15 protein-coding genes are annotated in these 18,582 nt (G+C 52.3%); 7 read left to right on the forward strand and 8 right to left on the reverse strand.

The window, feature by feature from the left end; translation table 11 throughout:
* Positions 1 to 8 precede the first annotated feature (8 nt).
* The 5 genes from C7120_RS03070 to C7120_RS03090 form a co-directional block, all read right to left on the reverse strand.
* Positions 9 to 3,266 carry a glycosyl hydrolase gene (locus C7120_RS03070; RefSeq protein ID WP_107620298.1) on the reverse strand — a complete coding sequence of 1,086 codons (3,258 nt, stop codon included), beginning with the start codon at positions 3,264 to 3,266 and terminating at the stop codon, positions 9 to 11.
* Between the two features lie 299 nt (positions 3,267 to 3,565).
* Positions 3,566 to 4,555: a tRNA dihydrouridine synthase DusB gene (dusB, locus tag C7120_RS03075; protein ID WP_107620299.1), complete on the reverse strand. Its 990-nt coding sequence runs from the start codon at positions 4,553 to 4,555 to the stop codon at positions 3,566 to 3,568.
* 27 nt (positions 4,556 to 4,582) lie between these two features.
* Positions 4,583 to 5,710, reverse strand: coding sequence for a DNA-processing protein DprA (gene dprA / locus C7120_RS03080; RefSeq protein WP_107620300.1), 1,128 nt, complete (start codon positions 5,708 to 5,710; stop codon positions 4,583 to 4,585).
* Positions 5,711 to 6,121 (reverse strand): thioesterase family protein, encoded by a 411-nt coding sequence (locus C7120_RS03085; protein ID WP_107620301.1) that lies wholly within the window; start codon positions 6,119 to 6,121, stop codon positions 5,711 to 5,713.
* On the reverse strand, positions 6,118 to 7,413 hold the full coding sequence (locus tag C7120_RS03090) for a DUF2851 family protein (RefSeq protein WP_107620302.1): 1,296 nt from the start codon (positions 7,411 to 7,413) through the stop codon (positions 6,118 to 6,120). Before C7120_RS03090 ends, C7120_RS03085 begins: the two co-directional genes overlap by 4 nt.
* A 111-nt stretch (positions 7,414 to 7,524) precedes the next feature.
* Between C7120_RS03090 and dapB the strand changes: the two genes are divergently transcribed.
* The 4 genes from dapB to C7120_RS03110 are packed head-to-tail and all read left to right on the forward strand — an operon-like array spanning position 7,525 to position 10,895.
* Positions 7,525 to 8,280 carry a 4-hydroxy-tetrahydrodipicolinate reductase gene (gene dapB / locus C7120_RS03095; RefSeq protein WP_107620303.1) on the forward strand — a complete coding sequence of 252 codons (756 nt, stop codon included), beginning with the start codon at positions 7,525 to 7,527 and terminating at the stop codon, positions 8,278 to 8,280.
* Positions 8,281 to 8,295: 15 nt separating this feature from the next.
* Entirely contained in the window at positions 8,296 to 9,741 is a 1,446-nt protein-coding gene (gene lepB / locus C7120_RS03100) for a signal peptidase I (protein ID WP_107620304.1), read from the forward strand.
* A 9-nt stretch (positions 9,742 to 9,750) separates the two neighbouring features.
* Positions 9,751 to 10,284 carry a S26 family signal peptidase gene (locus tag C7120_RS03105; protein WP_107620305.1) on the forward strand — a complete coding sequence of 178 codons (534 nt, stop codon included), beginning with the start codon at positions 9,751 to 9,753 and terminating at the stop codon, positions 10,282 to 10,284.
* Positions 10,281 to 10,895 carry a WbqC family protein gene (locus C7120_RS03110; protein ID WP_107620306.1) on the forward strand — a complete coding sequence of 205 codons (615 nt, stop codon included), beginning with the start codon at positions 10,281 to 10,283 and terminating at the stop codon, positions 10,893 to 10,895. The genes C7120_RS03105 and C7120_RS03110 overlap by 4 nt, the downstream gene beginning before the upstream one ends.
* 143 nt (positions 10,896 to 11,038) lie before the next feature.
* Here the strand turns inward: C7120_RS03110 and C7120_RS03115 are convergent, their stop codons facing one another.
* Positions 11,039 to 12,271, reverse strand: a complete 1,233-nt coding sequence (locus tag C7120_RS03115) for a pitrilysin family protein (protein ID WP_107621359.1) — start codon at positions 12,269 to 12,271, stop codon at positions 11,039 to 11,041.
* Positions 12,272 to 12,351: 80 nt separating this feature from the next.
* On the opposite strand from C7120_RS03115, the gene C7120_RS03120 reads away from it, so the two are divergent.
* From C7120_RS03120 to C7120_RS03130, 3 genes are all read left to right on the forward strand, one after another.
* Positions 12,352 to 13,293, forward strand: coding sequence for a carbohydrate kinase (locus C7120_RS03120; RefSeq protein ID WP_107620307.1), 942 nt, complete (start codon positions 12,352 to 12,354; stop codon positions 13,291 to 13,293).
* A 20-nt stretch (positions 13,294 to 13,313) separates the two neighbouring features.
* Positions 13,314 to 14,501 (forward strand): FprA family A-type flavoprotein, encoded by a 1,188-nt coding sequence (locus C7120_RS03125; RefSeq protein WP_107620308.1) that lies wholly within the window; start codon positions 13,314 to 13,316, stop codon positions 14,499 to 14,501.
* Positions 14,502 to 14,670: 169 nt separating this feature from the next.
* A complete protein-coding gene (locus C7120_RS03130) occupies positions 14,671 to 15,837 on the forward strand; it encodes a dicarboxylate/amino acid:cation symporter (RefSeq protein WP_107620309.1) in 1,167 nt (388 codons plus the stop codon).
* On the opposite strand, the gene C7120_RS03135 is transcribed toward C7120_RS03130, so the two are convergent.
* Positions 15,830 to 16,360 (reverse strand): TIGR00730 family Rossman fold protein, encoded by a 531-nt coding sequence (locus tag C7120_RS03135; protein WP_107620310.1) that lies wholly within the window; start codon positions 16,358 to 16,360, stop codon positions 15,830 to 15,832. The genes C7120_RS03130 and C7120_RS03135 overlap by 8 nt on opposite strands.
* A 136-nt stretch (positions 16,361 to 16,496) precedes the next feature.
* Positions 16,497 to 18,566 (reverse strand): RagB/SusD family nutrient uptake outer membrane protein, encoded by a 2,070-nt coding sequence (locus C7120_RS03140; protein WP_107620311.1) that lies wholly within the window; start codon positions 18,564 to 18,566, stop codon positions 16,497 to 16,499.
* Positions 18,567 to 18,582: the final 16 nt, after the last annotated feature.

Raw genomic sequence — 18,582 nt, forward strand, 5'->3', positions numbered from 1 at the left:
AGCATTCTCTATTTTTTCACCTGCAGTCTCACCGGCCCCACCAAGCCGGCAGGAATCAGCGGGCTCTTAGCATCATAGAACTTAAACGAGGTGTAGGTATAATGATGTTTGCAATCGGGTTGTCGGTCGCCGATGATGCGGTTTCGCCACAAACTCGTTACTTTGACCTCCAACTGATTATCACCCTTCTTCAGGGCGTCTGTAATATCCACGGAATAAGGCGATTTCCACTGCCAACCGAAGTCTTGTCCATTCACCTTAACCCCAGCAAGATAATACACCGTGCCCAGATTCAGAAGTATCCGTCCTTGCTTAAGCTCTTTCTTCGAAAGCTTGAAATGATTGGTATAGACGGCCGTCCCTCCGAAATACTTGATTCCGGCGTCGCTTGATTCCGTGTAAGACTTCAGACTGTCCGTGGTTATCTGCTCCGGTGCACCGAGGTTTTCCTGGAAATGAATGGTCCAGGTACCATCAATGGCTCTTAAGTCCGAGAGCGTTGTCTTCGGCAGATTCTGAATAGCATGGCGGTCTACTTCTCCCTGGAAAACCACAAACACGGCATCGCCCGGCATCATGTCCAGTTCTACGATTGAGCTTTCATCGGTAATACGGTAGTTCACCTCTTCGGCCTCACCTGTCTCCGGACGCCAGACCATCGGTTTCAAGCCGCGCACATTGAAGGTCGCATTCATCTTGCGGCCGTGAAAAGAGCGGTTGTTTATCCAATATATCTCGGCGTCAGGCGTCCTACGGTGCACAAACCGCAGGCTGTCCATGTCATCGGTTTCAAAGTCGGGAGCCACGCCAAGGGCCTTGAGTGCATCGCCGACCGACATACCCGTATAGACATTCTTGCGCACTTTGCCCCAAATATCGTCCACAAGACGGCTCCACTCTTCCTTCGAATCACTCAAAGAGGGGCATACGGAAGGCCTCTCCCCACAGACAGGAGCTCCTTTCCTCACCATTTCATCGAGTTTCCTGAGAGCCTGCACGGTCATCCTCGTTGTATTCTTGTCGAGCATGAGCAACTTGTATTTCATGCCCGATGGAGCCACGAAGTCATGACCATCATACGAAAGCAGGTCAACGAGTGCCGTGGTGTTCACATAGTCATAGCTGTAAGCAGGCGGAACGGCCGGCAAGTCGTTGTTAAAACAAGCCGTTACATTGGTGTCCTCGCCATAATAGCAAGCCACATCTGCCACATACTGACCCTGCGAGAGCATATAACTGGTGCGCGCGAGGTAATCGGTCCACGGCTTTGCCTGCTCTGCCCATGTCTCAAAACGATGAAACCACTGACCATAAACCTCCAAGCCCTGTCCCGGAATCTTGTCATCCACGGGCTGATGGGCACTCTCATGGATGACCACGCGATTCAAGCCGCTGGCAAACTCGAGATCGATGACGCGCTTCAGGATGCTTGGATAGAGTGAATAAGCCAGACCGATGCCGTCATTCCCATTGGCGGTCAGCGACTCGGCAGCCACGAGGTTTTGTCCCCAGAGATGTGCCACGGAAGCCGACTCGTGAATGTCGGCCTGTTTGCCGTTCTCGGTCTTGTCCTTGAAATCCATCAGTCTGGCACTCGACCACATGGCCCCCATCGGTATGTCGGCATTCTTCTTCACATCCATTCCGTCCGCAAGGAAGGGGCGCGAAGACTCGTGGCTTTCCATATAGGTTTTTATTCCACGCTGATGGAGCAGCTCCCTTGCCTTTCCGTATTGGTTTTCCTGAATGAGCTCGCAGAGGGTCTTGCGCCAGTCGAAGAGGAAGCGGTCGGTCGTCTCGGCACTCTCCAGAATCTGTCCTGCCAGTGCCGGCATCCAGGGTGCCAGCTCATAGCCTCTCCGACGCTTGAATTCCTCCTTTATTTTCGGAGTCCAAGTGTAGATTCCGGCCTCATAGCTGTCGAACATCATATACTCGATGCCCCCTTTGCCCATCCTGTTTCCCGAAGCCTCCTGATAGATATCTACGAGATGGTCGAGATAACGGCCGACAGCATCGGCATCCAGCTTGTCCACTTCAAGGCCTGTCGCCTCGGGTGAAGCCGGATGATTCTGCTTCCCGGTAAGGGAATAACCGAAGCGGTAGATGCGCCATCTGCCCTTGGGCGCCTTCCAGACAAGCCGGCCGTTGGCATCCACCTTGTCGGTCAAATCTACGATTTCGGACAACCGCGGCTCGTCGTCGCTGCTCACGGTAGGGCATACCGCCACATTCGAGGGCGTTCCGAACCCAGCCTTGTCGGCCGCGCGATTCACCTTGTTGACGGTGTAGAGACACAGTTCGCTTACCGCAATCGGCCTCTTCTGATTCTCAAAGCAGACACGGAAGTATTTTGCGGTCGTCGAGGGAATGTTCACCGTCTGGAGCATGGCTCCGCCGATGGGTATCTTACAGATGTCCCGGAATGTCTTGCCGTCATCGCTGGCCTGCAAGAACTTTGTCGCGGCAGGCTCGTTGGTCGTCCAGACACGCCAGGTACGGCCGTCCGCGACGCTCAGAGCCTTGATGGTGTAGGGCCTGTCGAACTCCACTTGAATCCATTTGTATCCCTTTGCGGTATCACCCGGAAGCTTGGATGCCTCGACCAGATCCTCATCTGTCAGTTGCTGAAGGGTGAAAGTGCCGTCGCTCGAGGTAATCTTAGCCCCCATTTGCCGCATGCTCAAATCCGTTGGAGAAAGGGGTACGGCAAGCACGCTAATGTCTTTATAGTAAGTCTGCAAATGGGTTTTGTCGCTGGCAGGAACATTCTGGAAGGGGCCGCTCGTCCTGAAAGGCTCCGGCAACTGCACCTTCAAAGTAGAGCCGCCCTGCACCACCATCTCTCGCCATACCAGCTTTTTCATGGCATCCTCGGGGCTCACCCAGGGTCCTCCGGTATTGCTCCATCCCGGAGCACTGGTTACCGTAGTAGCAAGTCCTAATGAGTCGGCCAGGTCGACGGCATACTTGAAGCAGTCTTTCCATTCCGGCGTCATAAAGGTGATGCGCTTCGGAACTACCCGCGGGGTCTTCAGTCCGGCGTCGAAGATATGCAAACCTCCGATGCCCACGCGCCGCATCCACAAGAGATCCTTGCGGATGCCATCCTTCGAGATGTTTCCGTTCATCCAATGCCACCACACCTGGGGGCGAGCCTCCTGCGGGGGATTCACGAAACCGGCCTTCAATGCGCTCTCCTGAGCTTGCATGCCTGAAGCCGCAAAGGCATAAACTGCCAAAGCAAAAATTCTGAAATGTTTCATCGTATGTTATTAAGTTTATCGTTTTCAATGGACAAAGATACTAAAAAATCTGCTATCAACCGCAATTCAGCCTATTATTTTTCTCACCTGCAGCAAACCGTAAAGTCTTGGTTTCCCTGCAAATCAAAGTCTTTTTATCTACAATTTCCGTCCATTCCATCGATAAAAAACGCATGGAGAAACGAGAACATGAGAAACAAGAGACTAATTTCCGAAAGACAAAATCGGCGAGATTGAACGACAAAATCGGCGAAATCGTGGGACAAAATCGTCGATTTTGTCAGACGGAAGACCGCCTTTTACAAATTCTTCAGCCGTGTGCGGCACGATTCCAAGATGGTCATAAGTTCTTCTTCGGTCGTGGCCCGCAGCATGGCAATGCGTGTCTGCCGGAAATCGGGAATACCCTTGAATATCGGACTTGCCGCCAAATGGCGACGAGTGTGCAGGATGCCGCGATACTCGTCGATGCGCGCGACATTGATTCGGAGCTGTTCTTCCAGCACATCTATCTTCGTGTCGAGGTCGAGCGAACTGCCAGAATCGCCCATTCCATCGACGGCATTCCTCATTTCACGGAATATCCACGGGCAGCCGAAAGTGGCCCTGCCCACCATGACGGCATCCACCCCGTAGGCTTCAAACGCTTGCCGGGCCTGCTCGGGAGTGGCGATGTCGCCGTTTCCTATAATCGGGATGTGGATGCGGGGATTCCGTTTCACCTCGCCGATGGGAGTCCAGTCGGCCTTGCCGGTATACATCTGGCTACGGGTACGCCCGTGAATGGTGAGTGCCAGAATGCCGCAGTCCTGCAACTGCTCGGCCAGATCGGCAATAATCAGATGGTCCATATCCCATCCAAGGCGTGTCTTTGCGGTAACGGGAGTCTTTACGGCCTCCACCACCGCCCGCGTAATCTCGAGCATCAGGGGTATATTCCTCAGCAGTCCGCTGCCTGCGCCCTTGGCGGCAACCTTCTTTACCGGGCAGCCGAAGTTCAGGTCGATGACATCAGGACGAACCTGCTCCACGATTCTGGCGGCCTCGACCATGGAATCCACATCCTTGCCGTAAATCTGAATGCCGACGGGGCGCTCCGCTTCGTCGATGACCATCTTGGAAAGCGTGGATTTGATAGAGCGGATAATGGCGTCGGCCGACACGAACTCGGTGTAGACCATGGCGGCTCCATACCGCTTGCAAAGCATGCGGAAGCCGATATCCGTAACATCTTCCATCGGGGCGAGGAAGAGAGGGCGCGGTCCGAATTCTATGTTGCCAATCTTCATTACGGGTGTAAAGATAGGAAAAAATCCTCAGTTGAGCAAATGATACATGCCTCCGGCAAAAGTTTTTACCACGCCTTTCATCTCCAAAGAGAAGAGCAAGGCCGAGAGCCGGGGAACCGGAATGCCTGTCTTGAGGGTGAGGATGTTGACTTGAAGGTCATTCTGACGCGAGAGGGCATGCACGATTTTCTGCTCATCCTCTGACAGATTCGGGAATAATTCGCGCTCGATGCCTTGCTGCCTGGCTTCGGAGAGATGCTGCTCCGTCTCCCAGCCCATGGCCTTGACGAAGTCCTCGGCATTCGAAATGAGGGCTGCCCCGTTGTCGCGGATCAGGTTGTTGCATCCCTTGCTGAACTCCGAGCCTACGGGGCCGGGAAACGCAAAGACATCACGCCCATAGCTCTGGGCGATTCCACAAGTGATAAGACCTCCTCCCTTAGGGCCGCTCTCCACGAGAATCGTCGCGTCGGAGACGCCCGCCACGATCCGGTTGCGCCGCACGAAGTTCATCTTGTCGGCATTCGTACAGGTGAGGAACTCTGTCAGCAACCCGCCATTTTCCGCCATTTCATCGGCAATCTGCCGATGCTGGCGAGGATAGAGGTCATCCAGTCCATGGGCGAGGACACCCACCGTGGGGAATCCATTCTGCAATGCCTGTCGATGGGCGTTGACATCCACCCCGTAAGCAAGCCCGCTCACGATGAGCACCTGCGGACAGAGCTGCTTCAGGTCGGCGCAAAAACGGCGGATGATATCCACCCCGTAGAGCGTGCAGTGCCGTGTTCCGACAATGTCTATCACCCTTGCCTGATTGAGATCGGCCGTCCCTTTATAGAACAACAGCAGCGGGGCGTCGGCACATTCCTTGAGACGCTGGGGATAACGGTCGTCGAGCATGCAGATCGGAACTACTCCGTTCGCCCTGTCCCACTGCAACTCGGCCTCCGCACGGCGCATAGGCTCACTGACATCCTTGAACGCCTCGGCCAACCGGAGCGATGCATCGGGGACTACCTCACGGATATCCTTGCGGTGCTCCATCACTGCCGTTGCCGAGCCCAACCGACGATAGAGCTCGAGCATGCCGGCCAGCGAGAAGTAATTGATGCGGGTGAGGGCTATGGAATAGAGTATTTCCTGCTCGTCCATCTATTCCGTCTCCAGATATTTAGCAAAGGCACGGTCGTATTCCTCACTGTTCCCAAGCCTCCCGTTGATGAGAACCACGAGTTCCACGATGCCCCGGAAGCACAATTTCCCATCCTTTTCACGGAAAAGATCCTGACTGAAAACATAACGGAGGCCTTCTTTTCGCAGTCCCAGCCGCGAGATGAAGACATCGTCGCAGCAGAGAGGGGTCTTATACTGAAGGTTCATCCGCGCCACTACGGCATCTATTCCGCGCCGGTGCATCTCGGCAAAGCTCAGGCCGGTGCTGAGCAGGAAGAGGTGGCGCGTATGCTCCATGTAGTGCAGATAGTTGGCATTGTTGACGATGCCCTGAATATCACACTCGTAATCTCGCACCTCCATGCGGGTCTCATAAATATATTTGCTCATCTTGTCTTTAAGTATTCGTATCCAATCCGGCAACGAAGGCAGTCCTTCCTGTCGCAATATTCTTTCTTCAACTGTATCAATGCCTGCGAGTCGCCGGCGCTCCCGACCGTCAGGCCGCACTGCCTCCACATCTTGACTACATGGTTATTCTCCGCCTTTAGCTGCTCCAGAAAGTCGAAGGCACGGTCGCAGAGCTTGTCCGACGACTTGTGTCGCCCATAGGCGAAGAGCATCGGGATGGCAGTGTTTATCATGAGGAGGTTGAGGGAGAACGGAGAAAGGTGCTTCTCGTTCTTGCTGCTCTCGGAGCCGAAGATGTAGTGCGTCTCCCAATAAGGCGTTACCCGGGTCTCCAGAATACCCTCCATCTGCTCCACGGTGGTGCAGTCCATGAGCTGGCTAAGGCTCGCTTTCCGCCCGAAATACAGGTTTGCGAGCTGCGATATGCGGATATGGGGAAAGTTCTGGGGGCGCAGCCGCAGGAATCGCCATAGCCCATGGTCCATGGGATGCAAGCCGAACTTATGCGCCAGGTAAAGGTATTCATTCCTCAACCTTGCAAAATACTCGTCTCGAGACGTTTCTTCCCGATACCGTTCCGGAACTCCATTAAGCTCGAGAAGCCCCGCCTGTCCCATAAAGATGGCCTCTATCTGGAAAAGATTGTCGCGGTGATGGTCCACGGCATGCAAGGGAATCGTCTTTGCCCATGTCTCGAAGGCCTCGCCGTTGATGCCGAAGCCATAGTTACGGGCCAGGGTTACGAAGTAGGCTGCCTCCCAACTGCCGCCGCAGTCGTCGGCTCTTTGCCTGATGGCCTCGGTCTTCTGCTCCAGTCGCTCTGTCTGCAAGGCACTCATCCAGCTGTGAAGCATCAACTTGCTGAGGTCGGGAATGATCTGGTAGCATGGCGGATACTGATCAATGGTGAGCAGTTCCTTGTAATGGTTCCTTACTTCTTGCGGCACTTCAAGCTTCAGTTGCGGAAGCATCATGCCACGGGCAGTCGTGGCCTCGGCATCGGCCCTCCCCACCACATGCAGAATCACATTGTCGTAATGGGCGTCATGGTCGTGCCCGTGAGCAAACCAATCGCTTGCCTTGTCATGTATTTCAACATTCCCAACCCACAAAGTACCGTCGATCTTGACCTTCGCATTGAAGAAGTCTGGCCCCGAATTAAGATTATGGAGGCCCGGGTCGATGACCTCGACGACCTTTCCTTCGGTGGTTTTCAAACCGCCTAAGGGAAGCAACTTGTGCTTCCAACAATAGTGAATCAGCTCCTCCATGCTTGTCGGTAATATTTCTTTCTAAAATGCAAAACTACTAAAATTTTCGTAATAGATAAAGGAATGAGTAAAAAAATGACTACCTTTGTTGTGTAATTAGTAATTGCAATTATGAAAATAGCATTGATCGGCTATGGCAAGATGGGGCACATGATTGAGCAGATCGCCCTTGCCCGTGGCCACGAAATCGTGAGTATTATCGACATAGGCAATCCTCAAGACTTCGATTCTCCTGCTTTTGCATCGGCTGATGTTGCCATCGAATTCACTAATCCGACCGCTGCTTATGCCAATTACCTAAAGGCCTTCGAACATAATGTCAAGGTTGTGTCGGGCTCCACGGGGTGGATGAAAGACCACAAGGCGGATGTGGAGAGCCTGACAAAGGACGGAAAGCAAACCCTTTTCTGGGCTTCCAACTTCTCGATTGGCGTTGCCATCTTCTCTGCGGTCAACAGATATCTGGCAAAAATCATGAATCAGTTCCCGCAATACGAGGTAGAGATGGAGGAGGTGCACCATGTCCACAAACTTGACGCACCGTCGGGAACGGCCATCACGCTGGCAGAAGACATCGTCGACAACATTGACCGCAAGAGCAACTGGAAGGCAGGAACCACTACATGGGATGACGGACGCATAGACGGGGACGACTGCCACAAACCCGAAGAGCTGCTGATCAACAGCGTGCGACATGCCGAAGTGCCGGGCATACACACCGTTTCCTACGACTCGGAAGCCGACAAGATCACCATCACCCACGACGCCCACAGCCGCAAAGGATTTGCCCTCGGTGCCGTGCTGGCCGCAGAATACACCCTGAACCACACCGGTCTGCTGACGACAAGCGACCTGTTTAAATTCTAAAAAACATCTTGAACCATGATAGATAAAGAAAAAGCAAAGCTCAATATGACGCACCAATGGATTAAGTTCATCATCGTATCGGTGCTTTATCTCATCTTCCTATACTGGGTGAAAAGCTGGTGGGGACTGCTCGTAGTGCCCTTCATCTTCGACATTTATATCACGAAGAAAATCCGCTGGCAATGGTGGAAAGATTCGGAAGGCCCCGTGCGATGGGTCATGAGCTGGGTAGACGCCCTCGTCTTTGCCCTCGTGGCGGTCTATTTCATCAACCTCTTTTTCTTCCAGAACTATGTCATTCCCTCCAGTTCACTGGAGAAATCACTGCTCACGGGCGATTATCTCTTCGTCAGCAAGATGAGTTACGGGCCGCGCATACCACAGACTCCTCTTACCATGCCGCTCACCCAGCACACGCTCCCCATCATCAACACCAAGAGCTACATACCCTGGCCGCAGTGGGACTACCGCCGCGTGAAGGGTTTGGGCAATGTGAAGCTCAACGACATCGTAGTGTTCAACTATCCCGCAGGTGATTCTATCTGCACGGAACCACAGTATCAAAACGACTACTACTCAATGGTATACTCCTTCGGGGAATACTATTACAACCAACGATACCCCGACCATGTAGATGTGAGTACGCTCAACAAACAGGAACAATATGACTATTTCGCCGAGATATACAATATCGGCCGCAGCTATATCAAGGCCAACCCCAACCAGTTCGGAGACATCGGCTGGCGCCCCACCGACCGCCGGGAGAACTATGTGAAGCGATGCGTAGGACTGCCGGGGCAGACTCTCCAGATCAAGAACCGCATCGTGTATCTTAACGGGAAGCCCAACAAAGAGCCGGAAAATGTGCAGTACACCTACTATGTCAAGTTCAAGGCTGATCTTCCGGATGAGCTGATGAAACAACTCGGCATTTCCATGGAAGACCTGACGAGCCTTAACCAGAACGGTTACATGCCCCTGACAAAGGCTGCAATCAAGGCGTTGAGTGCCCGGAGAGACCTCGTGGAGAGCATCAAGCTGAATACCGGACCCTACCCGGGCAATCTCTACCCTTGGAATACCGTTACGGGCTGGACCTGCGACAACTACGGTCCGGTCTGGATACCCAAGAAGGGGGCAACCATCGCCCTCAACATGGACAACATCACTATCTACGAGCGCCCCATCAAGGTGTATGAGAACAACGAGCTCGAGGTGAAAAACAACCAGATTTACATCAACGGCAAGCTCGCGCACAGCTATACCTTCAAGCTTGATTATTACTGGATGATGGGCGACAACCGCCACAACAGCGCCGACTCACGCTATTGGGGGTTTGTTCCGGAAGACCACATCGTCGGAAAACCTATTTTCATCTGGTGGAGTTCAGACCCCGACCGCCATGGAATCGGCGGTATCCGGTGGAGCCGGCTTTTCCGTTGGGTGGACGATATCAAGTAAACCACAGACATGAGGAATGCCGTCAAGTTCCTGATCTCACTGGGGGCAGCATTCTTCGTGCTGCTGCTCGTCAGAGCCTTGGCGCTGACCGTCTACATCATACCCGACAGAACCTTGGAGCCCACATTGCTCCAGGGCGACAGGGTCATCGTAAACCGATGGAGCTATGGCCTCAGAACCGGTGGCGACTCCCTGTTCCGATATGCGCGAATCATGAAATCACCCGTCAGAAAAGGCGATTTCATCGCTTTTTATTTGCCTACGGACACCCCGGGGAGCGCGTCTTCCCGCAAAGTGCTCATCGGTAAGGTGAACGCCTTGCCGGGAGACACGATCAGCGTTTATGGCAAGAGCTTCGCGCTCCCCAAGGACTGCCAAGCCTGCTCATGGCCCTATCAGGCTCCTTACGCCATAGGCTCCGCAAAGGACGACTGCCTGCTCTTGGTGCCCGGGAAGGACATCATCGGGCGCGCCTGTCTCGTCATCTATAACTTCCACAACGGCAGACTGGACAAAAACCGCTGGCTAAAGTCCATCCCATGACGACCGCCCTTCTCACTTCCACCTATTTCGGCCCGGTGCAGTGGTATCAGAAGCTAAACCGATATGATGCCTGCCGGATAGAATGCCACGACAACTATCAGAAACAGACTTTCCGAAACCGCTGCCTCATAGCCACCACCAACGGTCTGCAAGCCCTTTCCATCCCGATAGAAAAATATGAAGGCGCAAAGTGCGAGATGAAGGATATCCGCATCAGCGACCACGGCAACTGGCGCCACTTGCACTGGAATGCCCTGCTCTCGGCCTACGGCGAGAGCCCTTTCTTCGAGTTCTATGCCGATGACATAGCCCCTTTCTTCGAGCGAAAATGGGATTTTCTATTGGACTTTAACATGGAAACCACACTAAAAATATGCGATTTCATCGATATAAGACCTCATATTTCTCTCACCACGAAATATCAAAAAGATATTCCGGAAGCCACCGCCGACTTCCGGGAAGCCATCCACCCCAAGCATCCGCAACCCGACAACGAGTTTGAAAGCAAGCCTTATTACCAAGTATACCAACAAAAATTTGGATTCCAAGGCAACCTAAGCATCCTCGACCTCTTGTTCAACGAGGGCAACGAAGCCATCTTCTATTTATAGGGAAACCGCTTTCCGCGAACGAGGATGTCGCCTGCCGGAGGATTACAAGCCGTTTGTAATCGGAGTTTCAGCAGCTGAAACCCGGCGTTTCAGTCATTGAAACTAAGAGTTTCAACCATTGAAACACATACAGGAAGTCGCTTCTAACGATAAATAAGGGTAGTGATACGGTCGCTACTGAATATTTCTAGGGCCACTTGTCGCAGTTGTCCGGGAGTAATGGCGTCAATTCGGGCATAGAGAGAAGTGATGTCCTGCTCCCGACCATAGTGCAGGAAGCTCTTGCCAAAGTCGATGGCAAAATTCTCACGATTGTCGCACGCCACGCCTATCTGACCCTTTATCTGCTTCTTTGCCTTGTTCAGTTTGGGTGCGGAGAACTCTTTTTTGCCCATTTCATCGAGTTCTTTTCGCACGAGCCGCAGGCACCGGCCGATGTCTTCGGCATCACACCCGAAGTAGGTGCACCACAGTCCGGTGTCGCCATAGCTCACCATGCTGCTGTCTACGGTATAGACCAGCCCGTGGCGTTCCCTCAAGGCGAGGTTCAGTCTGGCGTTCATACCCGGCCCCCCGAGCATATTGTTGAGCAGATAGAGTGCCATGCGCCGTTCATCGTGGATATCATAGCCGCGCGTTCCCAGCATCACATGTGCCTGGTGGGTATGGCGATCGCGGACGACGGTCTGCCCTAAGCGCCCCCACGAGGAGGCCTTCGCAGACTCCGTAACGGTAGCTCTCCGGCTTTCAGGAATGTCGGCGGTATATTTTTCCAGCAACCTCAGCAATTTCTGGAAGTCGATGTCGCCATAGGCAAAGAATATCGAGTTGGAAGGCGTGTAGAAGCGATTCACGAAGCGCAGGGCATCGGCCGTGGTGTATGAGCGCACCCGTTCGGCCGTACCCAGTATGTTATGGCCCAGCGGATGACCGTCGAAAATCAGGTTTTCGAAATCATCGTAGATGAGTTCTGAGGGTGAATCGTTGTAACTCTCGATTTCATCGCAGATAACCTCTATCTCCTTCTCTACCTCGGCTTGTGGATAGACGGAGTGGAAAACGATGTCGGAGAGCAGGTCGACCGCCCGCTCCAGATGGTCCTTAAGTATCGCCGCATAGTAGACGGTGTCCTCCTTGTTGGTGAAAGCATTAAGGTCGCCTCCCACACTTTCCAGATAATTGATGATCTGGAAAGGCCTGCGGCGGGCAGTGCCCTTGAAGGTTACATGTTCGCAGAAATGCGCCAGTCCCTCTTCACCGGATTTTTCGTCGCGTGTGCCGGCATTTATCCCGTATCCACAATACAGTACGGGGGACTCCGACGGAAGGTGTATGACACGGAGCCCGTTTCCCAATTTGTGGGTATTATATTTCATATCAGATGCAAAAATACGGAATTTTACTTTGTTTTCTGCTCTTTTTTTCAGATATTTGCATATCAATTCATACCAACATCATGCGCAAAGTCATCGGAATCGGAGAAACTATTCTCGACATCATATTCAGAGATGGGCAGCCCATAGGAGCCTACCCTGGCGGCTCGACATTCAACTCGCTCATTTCGTTGGGCAGGGCAGGTGCAGCGACTTGCTTCATTTCAGAAACCGGAAACGACCGCGTGGGCGATAAGATTATCACCTTTCTCAACGAAAACGGCGTGAACGCAGACCATGTGAACCGGCATCCCGACAGAAAGTCGCCCATCTCGCTGGCATTCCTCAACGAGCACAACGACGCAGAATACCTGTTCTATAAAGACCAGACGAACAACCTGTCGGACTTCACTTACCCCTGCATACAGACTGACGACATCGTTATCCTCGGGTCGTACTATGCCGTGAGCCCAGCCACCCGACCTCAGGTGGTGGGCCTATTGGACTATGCGCGAAACCGGGGAGCCATCATCTATTATGATGTGAACTTCCGGCCGGCCCATAAGAACGAAGTGATGCGGATCACGCCGAATCTGCTGGAGAATCTGGAATATGCCGACATCGTGCGCGGAAGCAGCGAGGACTTCGAAACGCTGTATAAAAAAGATGATCCGGACAAGGTGTATAACTCCGAGATATCCTTCTACTGCAAGAGATTCATCCATACGCAAGGAGCCGGAGCCGTGGAGGTCAGGGCGGAGAACGCATTTAAGAAGAGATACCCCGTAAGCTCTACGGAGACCGTGAGCACCATCGGAGCCGGCGACAACTTCAATGCGGGATTCATCTACGGACTGCTGCGGCTGGGCATCACGCGAGAGAAAATAGAGCAAGGCCTCAGCGAGGAACAGTGGGACGGGCTGATGCGCTATGCCCAGCTTTTCGCCTGTGAATGCTGCAAGAGCCCCTATAACTATGTCCCCAAAGAATTCGGGGAACGGATGAAAACAGAACTCAACCAATAAAGAAAATAAAGAAAGAAGCAATGAAAGAAATCAAGAACAAGGTCTTTTATGTGGGTGTAAACGACCGCAACAAGGCGTTATTCGAAGGACTATGGCCTCTGCCCTATGGAGTTTCCTACAATTCGTACCTCATCGATGACGAGAAAGTGTGTCTGATCGATACCGTAGAGGTGGACTTCTTCCCCCAATTCCTGGAGAATATACATGAAGTCATCGGCGACAGACCGATAGACTATCTGGTCATCAACCATATGGAGCCTGACCACAGCGGCTCGCTGCCCCTCCTCCTGAAGTATTACCCGGACATAAAGATCATCGGCAACAAGAAGACTTTCGACATGATGGGGGGCTTCTATCACATCAAAGAGAACGAAGCAGAGGTGAAAAACGCCGACACACTCAGCCTCGGATATCACACGCTCAACTTCTACATGACCCCGATGGTGCACTGGCCGGAGACCATGATGACCCTCGACACCACCGACGGCATCCTTTTCTCGGGCGACGGATTCGGATGCTTCGGCGCGCTGAATGGCGGCATCCTGGACGAAGCCATCGACACCGACTGGTGCTGGCTGGAAATGATTCGCTACTACTCCAACATCGTGGGGAAATATGGTACCCCCGTGCAGAACGCATTGAAGAAGTTGGCCGAGATAAAGTTCGACTATATCTGCTCCACGCATGGCCCCGTATGGCATCAATATGTAAAAGAGGTGGTAAAAATGTACGACCGCATGAGCCGTTACGAGACTGAACCGGGACTCCTCATCTGCTATGGCACAATGTACGGAAACACCGAAAGAATGGCGGAAGTCATCGCCAAGGCGGCCTCGGAGGCAGGCGTAAAGAACATTGGGATGTTTAATGTCTCAAAGACCCACCACTCGTATATCCTCCGCGACCTATTCCGTTTCAAGGGACTTATCGTCGGCGCGCCGACCTACAACAACGGCCTGTATCACGAAATGGAAACCCTGCTGTCGGAAATCGCCAACAAGGATATCAAGAACCACTACATCGGCTGGTTCGGAAGCTTTGCCTGGGCAGGGAAAGCCGTACAGAAAATCAGCGACTGGAACGAGAACAAGATTCACTTCGAACCCGTGGGCGAACCCGTGGAGATGAAACAGGCTCTCACGCCGGAAGTCAAGGCACAGTGCGAGGCGCTGGGCAAGGCGATGGCAGAGAAGCTCTTAGGCGAATAGACTGGCCATGGGCGAGAATAAGAACAAGGACTGAAGAGGCTTTCGTGGCAAGGGCAATCTCACAAGGAAAAACCTCTGCCGGAAAGCCTTTTCCCTTTCCCACATAACCGGAAAGGAAACTTGTCTTTTTGGAAAAACACCTTTCTCAAGATTTTAATACTATCACGACATGAAGAAAAACAAGCTCGGACTGCTTCCCCGCATCATCCTGGCCATTATTCTGGGCATCCTCTGTGGCAACTTCTTCCCTTTGCCGTTCGTAAGGGTATTCGAGACCTTCAACAGCATTTTCAGCCAGTTTCTCGGATTCATGGTTCCTCTCATCATCGTGGGGCTGGTGGTTCCGGCTATCGCCGACATCGGCAAGGGAGCCGGACGGCTGCTGCTCGTAACGGTGATACTGGCTTATCTCGACACGATTTGTGCCGGATTCCTCTCATATGGGACAGGGTCGTGGCTGTTCCCGGACATGATAGCCAACTCCCATTTCAGCAGGACAGCGGAAGAAAGCGTGAAGATAATGCCTTACTTCATGCTCAACATCCCGCCATTGCTCGATGTCATGAGCGGATTGATATTCTCCTTTGTCGTGGGACTGTGCATCACGATGGCCAACCTCGGCAGCCTCAGGGAGGTATTCAATGACTTCAAGAAAGTGATTACCATTACGATCAGCAAGGTGCTCATCCCTTTGCTGCCGCTCTACATCTTTGGTGTATTCCTGAATATGACGCACTCCGGACAAGCCTACCGCATCATGCTGGTGTTCGCACAGATTATCATTGTCATCTTCGTGATGCATGTATTCATCCTTCTTTACCAATACTTCATCGCCGGCGCCTTTGTAGGAAAGAACCCCCTGAAGCTTTTAGCAACAATGATTCCTGCCTATCTGACAGCCTTGGGCACCTCTTCGTCGGCCGCAACCATACCGGTTACCCTGAAGCAAACGATTAAAAACGGGGTGAAAGAAGAGATTGCGGGCTTCGTCATACCGCTGAACGCAACGATTCACTTGTCGGGCTCGGCCATGAAAATTACTGCCTGCGCGCTCGCTATCTGCCTGTTGGAAGGACTGCCCCACGACCTGTTGCTCTTCGTGAATTTCATCCTGATGCTAAGCATCATGATGGTGGCCGCACCAGGCGTGCCGGGGGGAGCCGTCATGGCAGCCCTGGCACCTCTGGCGAGCATTCTCGGTTTCGGCAGCGACCAACAAGCACTGATGATAGCCCTTTACATCGCCATGGATTCCTTCGGCACGGCATGTAATGTAACGGGAGACGGAGCCATCGCCATCATCATCAACAAATTCTTCAAACGCGAACCTAAGTAAGCAGCTTAGCCAGTTCCTCAAGGTTGTCAGCCACGGCTATGACCTCGTGGTAGTCGCCGCGAATGAAACCGCGAGCCTGCAAATCGTCGAGCATCTCTATGGTCTTATTCCAGAAGCCTTTCATGTTATAGAGGACAACGGGCTTATGATGGTATCCTATCGTGTGGGAAGACGCCATGGTAAAGATCTCATCGAGCGTACCGATGCCACCGGGAAGGGCTATGGCTGCGTCGCTGTGCCGCAACATGAGCTCCTTGCGGTCGGAAAGATTATCGCAGAAAATCTCTACATCTACATAGTCTGAGATTTCACCGTGTTCTTCTACTAGGCGAGGAATCACGCCGACAGTCTGTCCACCCGCCTCCTTCACCGACCTCGCAATACACTCCATAAGTCCCAGATTACAGCCTCCGAACACGACGGAATGGCCGTGCAGCACGAGCCATTGCCCCAATTCCTCGGTCATAGCGAAGAAATCCGGATCTATCACGCTATTTGCAGAACAAAAAACAGAAACCTTCATTGCATGATTTTTCAACAAAGATAATGCTTTTCCATAATATATACAAGCTTAGGAGACAAAAGTATCGGGGACGGAAAACAAGAGTGGCGGTGAATTTTCACCGCCACTCCGAGAACTGATTGTTAAAATAAGGATATTAATAGCCTGGATTCTGCGGATACTCCGCACCCGTATTAGAGTCTATTACCTGTGTAGGAATAGGATACTGATACATCCATGGCTTGATACCCGATACATAACGGGGCACACCGGGAGTGCTGCCCACCTGGCCTTCCACATGTCCGCTATTGTCTATCGTACGACCGTAGCTGGCATTCTGTTCTGCTGTTATATTAGTATAGCTGATACTATACTTGCGGGTACGCTCATAAAGGGTATTAGAAGTGGTAGCGTCTTGAGTGGGATACTTAGAAGTTACATAAGTTCCACAGTTGGGATTGCAGGACAGACGGTTCAGAGTTATCAAACGATGCTCCTCGCCCAGAAGCTCACGGGTACGCTCATCAAGGATATAATCGATATCCATATCAGCGGCAGAGCAGTGAGGCGCTCCTACACGATCACGCAAGACATTGATGTCGTCAGCCGCTTTCTGAGCATCCCCCTTGGCGAGATAAGCCTCGGCACGAAGCAAATAGGTCTCGGCTACACGAGCAAGATAAAGCTCATTGGCATACTCTTGAGTGTTTCCATGAGAATGCCGGTCTTCGGAAAGTTTCCATAAGCGAGGCTGTAAAACTGTCAAGGTATCACTACCGAGAACCTCTAAATTAGGCTCGTTGGGGTTGTCTTTATGACGCTGGAGAATCACCCTGTAGAGGTCGCGGATGCCCTTTCCGCCCGGTCCATACCAGTTACGCTGCATCATTGCCTCCGAACCGCGGAAATCCCTGATATTCTTATATTCATCCGAACCGCGCGGAATACCCCAGATATCCCAAAGGGTGTGCTCTGAAAGCATCCACATGCCACCGACATAGCTATAACCGCCTCCTAAGGAGTCTTTTGGAGTCGTGGTCATGCGATAACGGGAGGCAACAGCAGGATCGGTAATTCCATCTTGCGAAGCCAAGCGATTAGATCCCTTCACACCTGCAGGATAGCAAGCGCCGTCGGCAGTCCAGGTATAGACCTTAGACCCGTTACTCAATGTCTTGGTGCCAGCATTATCACGGGTAAGTGCATTGGGATTCCACTGGGATTCCCAACCATTATAACCACGAACACGCCACCAAGCCATACCAGAACCACCAGTAGAATAAGTACCATAATTAAACTGCGCTGTCCAAAGAGCTTCCTTATTGCCATTCACACCATAATCTTGATTTGTGTTACCATTTGCGTCGGCACGGAACAAATCCCAATAAGCATTAACAGGATGACCATAGCGGTCTTTAGTCTCTGAGGCGCGAACACCAAAGCGGTTTGTCATGAGCTGATAATCACCATCGGTCTTATTGATAACACGCGAAGCTGCCGCAATAGCGCCATCAAAATCGCCTAACGCAAGGTCTACTTCCGCAAGATAATGGTCGGCGGTAGCACGACTTGGGCAACCTATCTCACGAGGAGAGGTGGGCATGTTCTCGGCGGCGAAAGTGAAATCTTTCTGCGCAAACTCCCAAACCTGCTGACGCTCACTCACCTTATAGCCCGTTTCTATTTGTGTGGTATGATGCTCAAGGAGAGGAACCCTGCCGAAGAAACCGGCCAAACAGCGATAGCACCACCCCCGTATGAACCGTGCTTCACCCAGAAGTTCATTTTTCTTGGTATCGGTTGTATAGGTAATCTTGCGCTCATTGATCATGTCAATTACGGTGTTGGCATAATTGATGATGTTGTACAGGCCGTCAAACCAGTGGCGTCCATTTCCATTATTTGTTGCTCCGAACGAGGCTGGATTGTTCCAGAAGTTATTGGCACTTGTAGAGCCGAACTGGTCAAGGCCTGGCCCATGCAACATATAGTTATGACCTCCATTAGGACCGTAGAACAGATATTGGATTCCTCCATTCGTGCTGGCGGTTCCTGACTGATAGCAGGCATTCAGGGCCATCTCAATCTCGTTCTGCGTATTGTAAAGGGTTTTTCCATTCAAACTGTAGGAATGCTCTTCCAGGAAGTCGTTGTCGCTTTGGCAGCCAGCAATTCCCAGTGCCAAAGCCCCCACAGCAAAGCTTAATAATATTTTATTGAATTTCATAAAAATCTCCTTTCTT

Origin of the sequence: Prevotella sp. oral taxon 376 (assembly GCF_003043945.1) — a bacterium.
Lineage (GTDB): Bacteria > Bacteroidota > Bacteroidia > Bacteroidales > Bacteroidaceae > Prevotella.

What these genes read in the sequence shown, in the direction of transcription:
- C7120_RS03070 (WP_107620298.1), bottom strand. Translation starts at nt 3,266, where the DNA reads ATGAAACATTTCAGAATTTTTGCTTTGGCAGTTTATGCCTTTGCGGCT.
- dusB (WP_107620299.1), bottom strand. Translation starts at nt 4,555, where the DNA reads ATGAAGATTGGCAACATAGAATTCGGACCGCGCCCTCTCTTCCTCGCC.
- dprA (WP_107620300.1), bottom strand. Translation starts at nt 5,710, where the DNA reads ATGGACGAGCAGGAAATACTCTATTCCATAGCCCTCACCCGCATCAAT.
- C7120_RS03085 (WP_107620301.1), bottom strand. Translation starts at nt 6,121, where the DNA reads ATGAGCAAATATATTTATGAGACCCGCATGGAGGTGCGAGATTACGAG.
- C7120_RS03090 (WP_107620302.1), bottom strand. Translation starts at nt 7,413, where the DNA reads ATGGAGGAGCTGATTCACTATTGTTGGAAGCACAAGTTGCTTCCCTTA.
- dapB (WP_107620303.1), top strand. Translation starts at nt 7,525, where the DNA reads ATGAAAATAGCATTGATCGGCTATGGCAAGATGGGGCACATGATTGAG.
- lepB (WP_107620304.1), top strand. Translation starts at nt 8,296, where the DNA reads ATGATAGATAAAGAAAAAGCAAAGCTCAATATGACGCACCAATGGATT.
- C7120_RS03105 (WP_107620305.1), top strand. Translation starts at nt 9,751, where the DNA reads ATGAGGAATGCCGTCAAGTTCCTGATCTCACTGGGGGCAGCATTCTTC.
- C7120_RS03110 (WP_107620306.1), top strand. Translation starts at nt 10,281, where the DNA reads ATGACGACCGCCCTTCTCACTTCCACCTATTTCGGCCCGGTGCAGTGG.
- C7120_RS03115 (WP_107621359.1), bottom strand. Translation starts at nt 12,271, where the DNA reads ATGAAATATAATACCCACAAATTGGGAAACGGGCTCCGTGTCATACAC.
- C7120_RS03120 (WP_107620307.1), top strand. Translation starts at nt 12,352, where the DNA reads ATGCGCAAAGTCATCGGAATCGGAGAAACTATTCTCGACATCATATTC.
- C7120_RS03125 (WP_107620308.1), top strand. Translation starts at nt 13,314, where the DNA reads ATGAAAGAAATCAAGAACAAGGTCTTTTATGTGGGTGTAAACGACCGC.
- C7120_RS03130 (WP_107620309.1), top strand. Translation starts at nt 14,671, where the DNA reads ATGAAGAAAAACAAGCTCGGACTGCTTCCCCGCATCATCCTGGCCATT.
- C7120_RS03135 (WP_107620310.1), bottom strand. Translation starts at nt 16,360, where the DNA reads ATGAAGGTTTCTGTTTTTTGTTCTGCAAATAGCGTGATAGATCCGGAT.
- C7120_RS03140 (WP_107620311.1), bottom strand. Translation starts at nt 18,566, where the DNA reads ATGAAATTCAATAAAATATTATTAAGCTTTGCTGTGGGGGCTTTGGCA.